General features: G+C 60.6%; 7 protein-coding genes. 2 read left to right on the forward strand and 5 right to left on the reverse strand.

The features are described from left to right. Positions 1-386 precede the first annotated feature (386 nt). From ACFOTD_RS14030 to ACFOTD_RS14040, 3 genes are all read right to left on the reverse strand, one after another. Entirely contained in the window at positions 387-1,568 is a 1,182-nt protein-coding gene (locus tag ACFOTD_RS14030; RefSeq protein WP_378119713.1) for a YecA family protein, read from the reverse strand. Positions 1,569-1,644: 76 nt separating this feature from the next. Next, entirely contained in the window at positions 1,645-1,863 is a 219-nt protein-coding gene (locus ACFOTD_RS14035; RefSeq protein ID WP_378119715.1) for a hypothetical protein, read from the reverse strand. 141 nt (positions 1,864-2,004) lie between these two features. Next, positions 2,005-2,493, reverse strand: a complete 489-nt coding sequence (locus tag ACFOTD_RS14040; protein ID WP_378119717.1) for a general stress protein — start codon at positions 2,491-2,493, stop codon at positions 2,005-2,007. 142 nt (positions 2,494-2,635) lie between these two features. Between ACFOTD_RS14040 and ACFOTD_RS14045 the strand changes: the two genes are divergently transcribed. Beyond that, positions 2,636-3,784 (forward strand): zinc-dependent alcohol dehydrogenase, encoded by a 1,149-nt coding sequence (locus tag ACFOTD_RS14045; RefSeq protein WP_378119719.1) that lies wholly within the window; start codon positions 2,636-2,638, stop codon positions 3,782-3,784. Positions 3,785-4,240: 456 nt separating this feature from the next. Next, on the forward strand, positions 4,241-5,740 hold the full coding sequence (locus ACFOTD_RS14050) for a bifunctional folylpolyglutamate synthase/dihydrofolate synthase (RefSeq protein ID WP_378119721.1): 1,500 nt from the start codon (positions 4,241-4,243) through the stop codon (positions 5,738-5,740). Between the two features lie 54 nt (positions 5,741-5,794). Here ACFOTD_RS14050 and ACFOTD_RS14055 read toward each other — a convergent pair whose 3' ends face one another. Together ACFOTD_RS14055 and ACFOTD_RS14060 are read right to left on the reverse strand one after the other, a co-directional pair. Further along, the gene (locus ACFOTD_RS14055) at positions 5,795-11,560 is read right to left on the reverse strand and encodes a glycoside hydrolase domain-containing protein (RefSeq protein ID WP_378119723.1); all 5,766 of its coding nucleotides are present in this window, start codon (positions 11,558-11,560) and stop codon (positions 5,795-5,797) included. Positions 11,561-11,586: 26 nt separating this feature from the next. Further along, complete coding sequence (locus ACFOTD_RS14060) at positions 11,587-13,251, reverse strand: S-layer homology domain-containing protein (RefSeq protein ID WP_378119725.1); 1,665 nt, start codon at positions 13,249-13,251, stop codon at positions 11,587-11,589. Between the last annotated feature and the right edge of the window lie 8 nt (positions 13,252-13,259).

Here is a 13,259-nt window from a genome sequence, read left to right on the forward strand (position 1 = left end):
CCGCTCCGGCCGATTGACCAATCGTCACCCGCGTCGTTCTCGCCGATAAGCCTGCAAATATACATCTTTTTTTGCCGCTATCGCCCCCATTGAACAAAAAAGATGCGAAAATGCAGGTATTTTCCTCCGTCAGCCGGGTTTCCGGCTTGTACCATGAATTTACCTGCATATTTGCAGGCATTTCACCAAGTGTTGCGAGTCGGTTGAAAATACATGTACAAATGCAGGCTTTTCGGCCAGCCAGGCCACGAAAAAACGCCGGCACGCCATTAGCACGCTTACCTCTCCACATTCGCCTTCAGCCGTATCAGGATGGAGAGCACGCATAAAAAGCTCTCGCCGGGTTCGAATCGGCGAGAGCTTGTGGTTCTCGTTTGTGGTTCGTCTCAGTCTCCGACGGCCCCGCAGCACTTCTTGAACTTCTTGCCGCTGCCGCACGGGCAAGGATCGTTGCGTCCGATCTTGCGGCCGGTCTGGATGGAAATGACGTCCGCCTGGTGCGAGCGCTGCGGCATGGCGAGCACGTTGGACGGTATCCCGCCCCCCATCGTTATCTTGAGCTCGTCCGGACGATGTCCCTTCAGCACCCACGATCTCGTGCCGTTGTTGAGCCGCGCGAGCAACTCGCCGACTTCCTCGACCGTCTGCGCATCCTCGACCGAAAACTCGAACTGCAAAATCTCGAACGCCGCGCTCATCGACTTGCCGTTCTTGAACGTATCCGCGCAAATCTCGGCAATCGTGTCCGCTTCGTCCTTATCCACCGCGTATTCGCGGGCCAGGAAGCCGGCCAGCTCCTGATGCGCCTTCGTCCGCTCGACGTATTCGTACTCCCCGGCCTTGAGCAGCTCCGCCTTGGTGAATTCGCGATACGGCAGCTCCTTCCGCGCCTGCTGAATGCGCAGCAGCTCCTGCGGCTCTTCGACGTCGAGGTTCGCATACAGCGCGTCATCGTCGAAATCGTACATCGCGCGAAAGTCGCGCGCGTCGACCAGCACCTCAAACATATTGGGGCCATCCTCGGGCGTCTCTCCCGTAAGCGCGATCAGGCGTTCCTCCAGCTCGCTCTCCTCCAGCACGCCGTAATAATAAAGCAGCCCTTGGGTAAGTTTGATATGTTCCGTGTTGCGCTTCACTTGCGCAGGCGTACCCGACAGATCCTCCAGCTTAGCGAAGCGCTCGACCAGCTCGGCCGGCATGACAAGCGACTTTTTGCCGTTTACCTCGCCGGGAAAAGCGATCCCGCGCTCGGAGAAATAGTATGCGATCGGGCCGGATTCGGGCGGATTCGCCATCAGACCTTTATTTTTCACCAGTCTGCGAATGAGCGCCCAACGTTCCTCGTCCCACAATCTCGTCGATTCGGCGGCATAGTCGGCCAACACGGCCACGAGACCGTCGACAAGCTTGTCTTTGTTCCGTTCGTTCTTCCAATCGTCTATTAGCAGCAGTCTTGCCGTTTGCGCCAGCGATTCCCCGGTTTGCCGCGCCAGGGCATCCTTCAGCGACAACGGCCATGTCAATGCCGGCCATTCTCCGTCAAGCTTCATATGCTCTGCCATCATCATCCTACTTCCCTTTTAATAAAAACAAGCCCGATCGCCATTCGGCCGGGCTTACGCGCCAAACCGTGCGAAGTACGCTTTATACGCCCGTACGTTTCTTCTGGTTGTTCGGCTTCTTTTTAATTTGGCTGCGCATCTGCTTCACGTCGGTCGAAAAACCGCTCTGCTGTCCGGCGCCCTGCGCCGCAGCCTGCTTCTTCTGGGCCAGGCGCTGCTTCATCGCTTCAGCCAGACTGATCTTTTTCTGCTCCGGCTTGTCCGCGGACGCGGACGGATTGGAATCGCTGGATTGTGTCATACTCATCGCACCCCATTTTACATCGAAATCGCACTGCAAGCTGTTTTCATTATACCGCGGGTACGCCAAAAGAGCCACGCCCCCTTGCAGGGCGCGGCTCCTTGTCGGATCTTCGGCTCGGAGCGAAAACGCGAAAGCAGGTCAGATTCGCTCGCTTGGCGGCAGCGGACCATCCTCGGACAGGATGCGGGGCAGCTCCCGGTCGATCGCCTGATTGCGAATCGCGCTGTCCGACACGTTATCCTCGGCCGGCGAGCTGGCGACGACGTCGTCGGTCAGCCCGTTGTCATGGCCGATCAGCAGCAAGAACCGCCCCTTGTCCACCTCCGGCGCGTACTCCATCGCTTCGCCGTTCGAGAGCCCGATCTCCTCCAGCCGTCCGGACAGCTCGCTGTCCCCGCCCGCCTTAATGATGCGCTTTACCTTGCCAAGCAGCGAGCCGTTGCCCGCGCCCGCTCCTTCCACCTCGACCAGGTCCGCCGCCTGCCCCAGGTTACCGAGACTCCACGACTCTTCCCGGTCCGCGACGACCGTCAGATCGTGGTCGGAATGCCCCCTTATTTTCAAAGACTGAATCGCGTCGATGACTTCCTTGCTCGTGTCGAATACGCCGTATACGGTCATAGACATATCGGTTACCTCCGTTTGGCTGTCATGGGATATTCAACTTTACCCTCTGGGCTTGCGGATTAATCCCTGAAGGAATTGCCATCCTACAGGGTACTTAATAAGGATTGGCGGAAATCAACAAGCCGAAGGAGGACGAACAAGCATGCGCGCGGTAACCTTTCAAGGAAGCAAAGACATACAGGTGAAAGAGGTCGAGGATCCAAGGCTGAAGCAAAAGGACGACATCATAGTGCGCATCACGTCAACGGCGATCTGCGGCTCCGATCTGCATATTTATCTGGGCGGCATGCCTGCGCATAAGGGCGCGGTCATCGGCCACGAGCCGATGGGCATCGTCGAGGAAGTCGGTCCCGAAGTGACCCGCGTCAAAAAAGGCGACCGGGTCGTCATTCCCTTTAACGTGTCCTGCGGCAAATGTTATTTTTGCGAGCACGACATGGAAAGCCAGTGCGACAATTCGAATCCCCACCCGCCCCTAAAGGAGATCGACTCCGGCGGCTATCTCGGCTACACCGAACGTTACGGCAATTATCCCGGCGGGCAAGCCGAATACCTGCACGTTCCCTATGGCAACTTCATGCCTCTCGTTATTCCCGAATCGTGCGAAATGCCGGACGAGGCGCTGTTGTTTCTGTCGGACGTCCTGCCGACCGCCTATTGGAGCGTCGAGAACGCCGGCGTGAAGCCGGGCGACACGGTGACCGTGCTCGGGTGCGGACCGGTCGGGCTGATGGTTCAGAAGTTCGCCGCCATGAAGGGCGCGATGCGGATCATCGCCGTCGACAACGTCCCATACCGTCTTGCGCACGCGCGCAAGATGAACAACGTCGAAACGATCAATTTCGGCGAGCACGACGAAGTCGCCCTGCACATCCGCGAGATCACGCGCGGCGGCACGGACGTCGTCATCGACTGCGTCGGCATGGACGGCAAGAAAAACGCACTCGAGAAAATCGGCCAGAAGCTCAAGCTGCAAGGCGGCACCCTGAGCGCGATCGATATCGCGATGGACGCGGTCCGCAAATTCGGCACGATTCAGCTGACCGGCGTATACGGCGCGCTTTACAACATGTTCCCGCTGGGCCATATGTTCGAGCGCAACCTCACCGTGAAAATGGGACAAGCGCCGGCCATTCACTATATGCCGAAGCTGTTCGACATGATCGTAAACGGCGAGTTCGATCCGACCGAGATCGTGACCCACCGCGTCCCGCTCGATCAGGCGAGCGAGGCGTACAAGATTTTTAACGACAAGGAAGACGGCTGCATTAAGGTCGTGCTGAAGCCTTAAGCGGTATCGGATAGCTGGCAGCCCTTCGCTCGGGGTCGAGCGGGGGCTGTTTGGCGTTGCGGGCTTTGCTATAATGGACGGAATAGATTGGCGGCTGGCGAGTGGCTGAGAGCGGCGAAAGAGCGCTGGAGAGCGGCTGAGAGCGGCTGGAGTGCGGCTGGAGCGCCGGCTGAGAGCCGCTGAGAGCGGCTGGAGAGCGCCTCAGAGTGACTGACTGGGCCACGGCGGACCGTGCGGCCGTTATTTTGCCCTTATCGCGCTGTGCGGAGCGGTTAACGGACCGAGCGGCCGTTATTTGCGCCCAAAATGCCGTTTAACGCCTCTCATCCGGCAGATAACGGCTCCTGGGTCCGCAGCGATATCAGAAAACTGGATTTACGCGAAAATAGCGGATTCTGGGTCCGCCTAGCCTCTCTCCACCCATTACTTGACCGCAAAAGGAGCGTCCGTTCACCCATGCCGATCCACAATCAACGCGAGGCCGAGGACCTCGTCTACCGTTCGTACCTTCGCGCGGCACCGCAGCTGCCGTCTGCCGGCGATGACCGGGTTCGCTGCCCGGAGCTGACCCGCCGCCTGCTCGATTTGCTCGGCGCGCCGGACCGCGGGAGACGATTCGTGCTCGTGACGGGCAGCAAGGGAAAGGGCTCGACCTCGCGCCTCATCTCTTCTCTACTTAGTCATCTAGGCTATAAGGTCGGCTTGTTCACCTCTCCGCACCTGGTAGACTACCGTGAGCGGATCCGCATTGACGGTCGCGCGATCGGAGAGGCAGATTTCGTGCGGATCGCGCAGCGGATCGAGCCGGCTTGGGCGGAGATCGAGCGTGGCCTGGAAGCGCCGGCCTATCAAGGTCCGGTCGGCGTGTCGCTTGCGATCGCGGTCAGTTGGTTCGCGGAGCAAGGCACCGACATTAACGTCGTCGAATGCGGACGGGGCGGTCGCTTCGACGATGCGAACGTGCTTGCGAACGAATGGGCGGTCGTCACGGCAATCATGGAGGAGCATGTCCGCGAGCTCGGTCCCGGCCTCGACGACATCGTACGGCATAAGCTGGGTATCGCTAAGTCGGCGGATACGCGACTGTATATCGGGGCGCAGCGCGAAGACGCGCTTGCCACGATCAAGCGGGAGTTAGGCACGGCAGGAAATACAGCGAAAGAGCGTGGGCTTGTGGCGATTAAGCGGGAGCTAGGGGCGGCAGACCATATAGCGGAAGAACGCGAGCTTGCGGCGATTGAGGCGTCATTTGATGTGTCGGCGGAACGGGCGAGCGCGTCAACCCGAGGCGAACACGTTTCGTTTGCAGGCGAATCGTTCGAAGCCGAGCGCATCGCTATATCCCCGCGCGGCACGACATTCGACGTACGCACCGGACGTACGCTCTATCGCGGTCTGACACTGCCGCTGCTCGGCGCGTTCCAGGCCGACAATGCGGCGCTTGCGGTGCAAGCGTGCGAGGATATCGCGGGCGCGGCGCTCGATCCGGCGACGGTCGCCGCGTGCTTCGCCGGCCTGCAGTGGCCAGGCCGCTGCGAGATCGTGAGCCGCAAGCCGCTAACCATCGTGGACGGCGCGATCCATCGCGACTCTGCCGCCTATCTGGCGAGCGTCGTAAGCTCGCTCGGCCTCGGCGAGGGCGCGCGTGTCGCCGCCGTGATCGGCGTGCCGAAGGATAAAGACTACGCCGGCGTCATCGCGACGCTCGCCCCGATCGCGAGCCGCATCCTCGTGACGCGGCCCGACGTGAGCCATCTCGCGTTTCCGGAGGACGCGCTGGAGGTGGCTACGCAGTATTGTCCGGACGGCAGCGCCGCCTATCCGCTGCTCGCGGACGCGCTGGACGCACTGCGCGCAGGCCCGGTGCCCGACTGCATCCTCATCGTCGGCACGCAGACGCTGATCGGCAACGCCAAGCGGCTGTACGGGCAGGGCTTGGAGGATATCGGGAAGTAAAAACAAAAACAGCGCCGCCGGTTCCATCGTGGAACCGCGCGGCGCTGTTTGACTTTATGCCTTTCTCGAGTAGATCATGCGATCCAGATTGCCGATGTACAGCAGGCTGGACGTCGTGCTGCCTTTAAATACGACGCAGAGCGTCTGTTTGCCGGTGAGCGTCCGGTTCAGCGCGGCGCCGGCGGTCTTGTACGAGCCCCAGCCGCTGCCCGTATTCGGCAGGCTGACCGTGCCGACGAGCTCGCCGTCCTTGTCGTTCAGCCGGATCTCGGCGACGACGTCCGCGGGGACCCGGTTGGTCGGTGCGTCATAGACGATATCGACGTAGTTTTTGCCGATTGTCCCGAACTCGAGATCTTTGTAGGTAAGCCATGCGCCGGTGAAGGTGTTGCCGACGTTCGTAAGGCCATCCTTTGTCTCCGTCTTTAAGGGGCTGTTATTAAACGTGTTTTTGTCCGGCGACCACTCGCTCCGGCTTTCGAACTCAACGGATAAATCCGGTTCGCTGAGCGCAAATGACGCATTGTCGAAGTTGCCGATGTACTTGTACGTGGCGGTTGACGTGCCGACGAGCACAAAATAAACATCTTGCACGCCGGACAGCTTCTTCGTCAGGTTGGCCGTTGCCGTCTTGTATGTGGTCCATCCGCCGGCTGTCGGCGGCGTCAGCACCTTGCCGATCAGCTCGCCGTCCGGTGCTCCAAGCCTCACTTCGACCGCTGCATCAGCCGGACAGCTAGCGGTATTGCCGCTGTATTCGATCGATACTTGGTCGACGCCTGCACTTCCGAAGTCCATGCGCTTAAACGCCAGCCACGCGCCGTTAAACGTATTTTTAATCTGCTTGCCGCTCTTGCCGCCCTCGGTGCCAAGCGGCGAATTGTTGTATGGGTTCAACGCAGTCGACCAGGCATCGTAGCTCTCCAGCTCCAGCTTGGCGAAGTCGGTCCGGACCGGCTGTTCCGGCGCCGCGAGCGAGAATGCCGCCTTGTCGAAGTTGCCGACGTATGGATAGGTCGAATCCGTCGAGGCGGTGAGCACGAGATAGATGTCCTGAACTCCCTTAAGTGCCTGAGACAGGGAGACCGAAACCGTACTGTACGTTCCCCATGCGCTCGCATTTGGCGGCGTCGCCACCTTGCCAAGCAGCGGACCGTCCACTGCACCCAACCGTACTTCTACAGCTGCATTTGCAGGTACCCTTCCGCTATTGCCCGAATACTCGACACTAAACTTGTTCACGCCTGAATCACCAAAATCCAAATGCTTATAGGCCAGCCAAGCGCCGTTGTAGGTATTTGCAACCTGCTTCCCGCCATTGCCGTCCTCGACATTTAGCGGTTTGCTGTTTCCAGGGTTCAGGTCGGTCGACCACTCATCGTACTTCTCCAGTTCCAGCTTGGCGTAGTCGCTGCGAAGCTTCCAGTTGGCGAACGTCATGCGGTCGAAGTTGCCGATATACGGCAGTCCGCTCGTCGTGCTGCCATGCATCACGATATACAGCGTCTGCTTGCCGGTCACGGTCTTCGTGAACTGCGCGTCCGCCGTCTTGTACGACGTCCACTCCGTGCCTGTCCGCGGCAGGGCCACAGTACCGAGCAGCTCTCCATCTACGCTGCCAAGGCGGACCTCCAGCTTGGCGTCAGCCGGTACTTTGGCAGTAGGAGCCGCATATTCGACCGTAATGTGGTTGGCGCCTTCGGTACCAAGATCGACATCCGTATATGCGAGCCATGCGCCGTCGAACGTATTGCCGACGATCGTGCCGCCGTTGCCATCCTCGGTCTTGAGCGGATTGCCGTTAAACGTATTCACGGCCGTGCTCCATTCGCTGCGTCCCTCGAATTGCACGAGACCCGGCTCCGTCACCGGCGGCTCGTCCGGCTGGATCGGATCGAGTGGCGGCAGCGGCGGCTTGACCGGGATCGGCAGCGGATCGGGCAGCGGTTCCGGCTGCTCCGGCGGATCTTCGCCCGGCGCTGGCTTCGGCTCCGGCTCCGATACGATCGGCTCGGCGAGCCACAAGGAATTGTAAATGTCGCCGTCAAACGCGTCGACCAAGTAAACGTTCACCTTGAACTTCTCGGCGTTTACGTTAAAGATCTGCGATACCTCGAAACCTCCGGCCTCGACCGGCATGGCGCTGCTCACCCAGGCCTGGTCGTTGCCGTCCATCAGCTGGATGACCGCGTAGGCGGAGCCTTCATAGTCGCCCTTCAGCGTACCCGTGACGCGGACGTCCATATTGCCGTTCCGTCCGACGTCCGCCTGGAGGTCGTATACGTTCCACTGAATATCCGACGTATAAGCCGCGTCGGAGAGCAATGCCGCGCCCGAGGTCACGCCCCGCGCATCGTCGGCTTTGACCCGCACCTGCACCTGACCGGCCCGATAAGCGAGAGGACCGACGGTCTGCGGATTGGCGGTCGCCGGCTTCCAGCTCTGTCCGCCGTTCACGCTGAACTCGTAATCCTTCGCCTGCTCGAAACCGGAAACGACAGTCCAGCCAAACGTATTGGCCGTGTCGTCCTGTACCGGCGAAGTCGGCGCCCCCGGCTTGACCATCGGTACGATGGCCTCCAGCCCGAGATCGAAGGCGATGTCCGAGCTGGTCGCGTTCACCTGATGGACCTCGGCGGTCAGCACGTTCGTGCCTGCGACCAGGTAAGAAGGGTCGATCGAATAAACGTTCACGTCCCGCTCGTCGCCGACGGTCGCATTGGCATACGTGCCGTAGCTCACCGTGCCCGACGGCATGTTCGTACGAATGATCTCGCGCCCGTTCAAGTACACGATCGCGCCGTCATCGCGAATCAGGCTGGCGTTCAGCTGAATGAGCTGCTTAGGGTCCGCCACCTCGAACGTCTTGCGGAAATACGTGGTCGGATACTTGTTGTTGGCATCCGGACCGTAGCTCGTTTTCGTTGTTGCGTAATTTTTGCTGTCGTAACCGAGCGGCGCCGCGCCGGCAGCCCAGCTGCTGTCGTCGAACGAGAGTCCCGTCCAGTCAACTGCAGCCGCTTGGCCTTTGTCCAGATACTTCCACTCGGCTCCCGCGGGAACGAGCGTCTGGCGGGCCAGCGCATTGTCGACGGTCGCGCCGTAGTCGGCCGTCGGCGGAGCCGCGCTCGCAGCGGCGCCCCAGCTCGTGTTGGGCGTCGCGCCCATCTCGAACGAGATCGTGCCGCCGGCCATGATATCGTCGTAGTCGATCCAGGCCTGATTGAAGTCGGCACCGTTCAATTGCGCCGATTGAATGAAGCGATTTTCGCTCGACACGTTGTTTGCCTTGATCGTAAACGTCTTGCCGCCGTCGAGGTGCAGCGTCATCTCGTCGAAGATCGGCGAGCCGATCAGGAAATACGGGTCGCCCGGATTGCCCGGGTACAGACCCATCGCGCTGTAGACGAACCAGGATGACATGCCGCCGGCATCGTCGTCCATCGACGGCAGATAGCCTTCCGGATCGTCGCGATAGACCCGCGATTGAATCGGATACGCGTACGGACCGTGGTTGTGATATTTTTGCGTGACCACTTCCGTCGTGAATTCGCGCGCGTAATACTGGGTCAGGTAAGGGTGCCCCAGGTAGTTGAACAGATAAGGCACCTGCAGATCCGGCTCGTTGATCGCCATATATTCGTCGATCGCGAAGAAGTGCTGCAGATCCTGCGCCATCGCCTGCTTGCCGCCCATCAGATCGGCCAGCCCGCCGACGTCCTGCGGCACGAACCAGCGGTACGTCCACAGATTGCCTTGGTAAGCGTATTTGTCCACCGCCGTGACGTCGGTCTTGGCGACCGTCTGGGCGTTCGGGGTGAAAAAGCCGCGTTTATCGCCCTTTTCGTCCACTTGATTCGCATTCCAAAGCGACTTGTAGGACAAGGCGACTGCTTTGTACTTTTCGTAGGTCGTCTTATCCCCGAGCATCGAAGCCAGCTTCATCGGGAAGTAGGCGCTGTACGCCTTTTCCAGCTTGCCGGAAATCTCGCCGTCGCTCACCGTATAGTTGTCCGTGTCGATCGCCATGCCCTGAAGCGCCTTGTACGCGTCGAAGTCGGTAAAGCCCTTCGCGTAGGCGTCCAAAATGACCGCGCCGTTGAACTCGTTGCGCACGGTCGGGCTCGGCCAGTAGCCGTCTCCCCACTGCACGTACGAGCCTCTGGTGCTGTACAAGTCGACCATCGACTTGACCATGTTTTCGTACCGCTTCGGATCGAGCACCGAGTACAGCGCGTACTTGCGGAAGTCGTCCCAGGTCGACCAGCCGTTGTAATACTCGAAGTCCTCGCCCAGCTCGGAAGCCTCGCGAATCGTATTTTCGTCCCGGCCTGCGCGGAACGTGCCGCTGGAGCTCGTTACGTTTTTCGGATGAAGGAAGGAATGGTACAGCTGGGTGTAGAACACCCGCTTGTTTTCCTCGTCGCCGCCCTTGATCTCGACCTTGTTCAAGACGTCGCTCCAGGCGCTTCGCGTGCGCTGATGCTGCGCTTCGAAGTCCCAGTCCGGAATATCGTGCGACCGCTCGTACTTGGCCTGCTCCACGCTGATCGTCGACAGACCGACCTTCGCCTGAATGACCGCACTGTTCTTCGTGTTGAAGTTCAGCCATACGCCGCTGTTGAATCCGGTGCGGGACGCCACCGCGCCGACCGAGTCGCCCTGCCAGGACGAATACGAATCGAAGTCGCGATCGAATTGGATCGAATAATAGATCGTATAGTAGCCGTGTCCGCAAACGTTTTTGGACTGGATCATGCCGGTGATCTCATTGGCGCCTTCTACCTTGAGGTTGGCGTCCACCATGCCCGCGTAAGAGTTGGAGAGATCGACCAGCACCGAGCCGGTATCGGTACCCGGGAACGTATAGCGGTGAAAGCCGACGTTGTCGGAAGCGGTCAGATCGACCTTGATGCCGCTCGCCAGCGTCACGCCGTAGTAGCCCGGAGAAGCGGATTCGCTGCTCTTGTCGTACTGCTGCTTGTATTCGCTGCTGTTCTTGGTAAAGGAGCGGGTCTCGGGCATCATCAGAATGTTGCCGCCCGCGCCGCTGCAGCCTACGCCGCTGAATCGAAGCTGGGAGAAGCCCTTCAGGAAGCGGTCCTGATAATAGTAGCCGCTGAAGGCGCCGCCGTCGCCGTCGGGACCGACGGAAGCAAGGCCGAAGGGCATCGTCGGCCCCGGATTGGTCTGCCCGTTGTCGCCGAGCGTGTTGATAAACGGATCTACGTAATCGACGGGAAGCAAATCGGTGGCCGGAGCGGCGGGAATCTGGTCCGCATCTACGCCATAGATCTCGACCTCGTAGAGGCGCGCCGTGTTGTTGTCGTACGCGGCCTGGTCGATATAGACGCGGACGTACCGGGCGGAGAAAGTCGGCACCTGGCGGTCGACGAGCGTCTGCGCGTTGTTGCGCACGACGTCGATATCTTCCCAGGTCGTGCCGTCGTCGCTGCGCTGAAGGCGGTAGTCCTTCGTATTCCAAAACGGACTATTGGCCGATTCGCCGATGGCTGCGTTTTTCACGACCCACTGGTTGATATTGTAGGTTTTGCCGAGATCGAGCTTCAGCCACTTCTTCTTGACCGTGGTGTTGTCGCACCACTTGGTCGTGAGCTTGCCGTCGACGGCAGCGGACGCCGATTCGTTGGCGTTGCACTTGCCGGAAGCCGTCGCCGTCGAATTGAGGGCGACGTTCCAGGTCTTCGTATATATGTCGGCAGCGGTCTCTTCCGCTTGCGCGGCGCCCGGCGCTGCGGACGACAAGATGCCGTACAGCAGCAGCGCCGCCATCGCGGCCGCAATCCACCTTTTTAACATGGGGTTCGGATCCTCCCGCATTTGGATTAGTTCGTGGCGACCGGCAGCAGCCGGTCGATCATCGCGGCGGCTTCAGCGCGCACCACGGGGCTCTTGGGGTTGAACTGCTTTCCGTCGCCTTGCATCAGGCCTTGCGTCGACGCTTGCTCGACGGCTGCGGTTGCCCAGGCGGAGATGTCGGTCTGGTCGGCAAATGCAGCCTTGCCCGCGCTTGCCCCGCTTCCGCCGCTCAGGCTGAAGTATTTGGCCGCGCGCACCAGCGCGACCGCCGCTTCCTCGCGCGTGATCTTGTCATTCGGGCGGAAAACGCCGTCGTAGCCAGATAGAATCCCCAGCGCAGATGCCATAGCGACCGGCTCGGCATAGTACTGGCTGGCTGCGACGTCCTTGAACGGCTGGGCCGTACCGGCAGCCGCCGGCGCTTCGCCCTTCCAATCGACCGCGCGCATCAGGATCGTGGCGAACTCCGCACGGGTGATGCTCCGCGACGGCTCGTAATGCGTCGCGTCCACGCCGGTGACGATATGCTTGGCAGCCAGCGAGCGGACGGCGTTTTCGGACCAATGCGACGCCAGATCGGCGAAGCGCTTGTCGTACTGAAGCACGGCATACGTCGAGAAGTGCTTCGGCTTAAAAGTCAGCACGCCGCCATCGACCGTGCCGCCCGCATACTCGGCCTGATCGCCATTCAGGAAATAGACGCCTGCTGTCTGGGGAGAAATGGCCGCCGCCTGCTCCGGCGTCAGCTTGATCGTCACAGTGGCAGGCTTGCTCAGGTTGTGGATATCCGAGCTCGCGCTGCCGGTCAGGAGCTGAATATCGACCGACAAGACGACGCCCGTGGATTTGTAGGACGCGTCAGAACGAATCGAACGGTCAACCTGGCTTTGCGCTTCGCTCGTCAGCGTGGTGTTCAGCGTCAGACGCACCTTGGATTGCGCGTCTCCCGACGCCGGAATCGCCCCTGCGGGCAGCTGAATTTTGAGATCGCCGGCAGACAAGATTAGCTCCCGGTCGTTGTCGCCGAGCGACTTGAACGAAGCTGCCGGCAGCTCCAGCGGCGTGCCGTTCTTGAGGGCGGCCGCCGGCAATTCGATGGTGACGGCACTGCCGGACTGCTTGATCGCGGCATCCATCGTGTCGGCGCCGACCACATAGCGGCCGTCCTGCGAGAGCTCCGGCTGCGCAACCGAGCCGGATGCCTTGCCGGCTCCCGAAGGGATGGCCGAGCCGTTCGCGGGCGTCGTACCCGGGTTACTGTTGCCGGGATTGTTGTTGCCCGGAGTTTCATTGCCCGGATTCTCGTTGCCGGGGTTCTCGTTGCCGCTGCCAAGCTTCTCGACGACAGCGAACGTTTTTTGCGCCGAATCCGAGCCGGAGCCGGCGATTACCGTGTAAGTGCCGTACGGCGCGAGAGCCGCGTCGGACGGGATCGTCAGCGTCTTGGCGTAGCTGCCGTTCGTTGCCGTCAGCACGTCGACGTAGAAGGTCGTCTTGGACGGGCTCACGATTTTCACCGCGACCTGCGCGCCATTGCCGGCGCCCGTGCCGGACAGCGTGATCGTGCCCCCGCGCAGCACCTCCTTCGCGCTTACGGCAAGCTCGAAGGGAGCGGCTGCATAGCCGGCTGCCGGCGAGAGCGCGAGTATCCATAACATAACGGCCGCCACGTATTTCTTCACCGCGTTCATTCCTCTCC

It is taken from the genome of Cohnella sp. GCM10012308 (assembly GCF_042649185.1).
In the GTDB taxonomy this organism is placed as follows: domain Bacteria; phylum Bacillota; class Bacilli; order Paenibacillales; family Paenibacillaceae; genus Cohnella.

What these genes read in the sequence shown, in the direction of transcription:
- ACFOTD_RS14045 (WP_378119719.1), top strand. Translation starts at nt 2,636, where the DNA reads ATGCGCGCGGTAACCTTTCAAGGAAGCAAAGACATACAGGTGAAAGAG.
- ACFOTD_RS14030 (WP_378119713.1), bottom strand. Translation starts at nt 1,568, where the DNA reads ATGATGATGGCAGAGCATATGAAGCTTGACGGAGAATGGCCGGCATTG.
- ACFOTD_RS14055 (WP_378119723.1), bottom strand. Translation starts at nt 11,560, where the DNA reads ATGTTAAAAAGGTGGATTGCGGCCGCGATGGCGGCGCTGCTGCTGTAC.
- ACFOTD_RS14035 (WP_378119715.1), bottom strand. Translation starts at nt 1,863, where the DNA reads ATGACACAATCCAGCGATTCCAATCCGTCCGCGTCCGCGGACAAGCCG.
- ACFOTD_RS14040 (WP_378119717.1), bottom strand. Translation starts at nt 2,493, where the DNA reads ATGTCTATGACCGTATACGGCGTATTCGACACGAGCAAGGAAGTCATC.
- ACFOTD_RS14050 (WP_378119721.1), top strand. Translation starts at nt 4,241, where the DNA reads ATGCCGATCCACAATCAACGCGAGGCCGAGGACCTCGTCTACCGTTCG.
- ACFOTD_RS14060 (WP_378119725.1), bottom strand. Translation starts at nt 13,251, where the DNA reads ATGAACGCGGTGAAGAAATACGTGGCGGCCGTTATGTTATGGATACTC.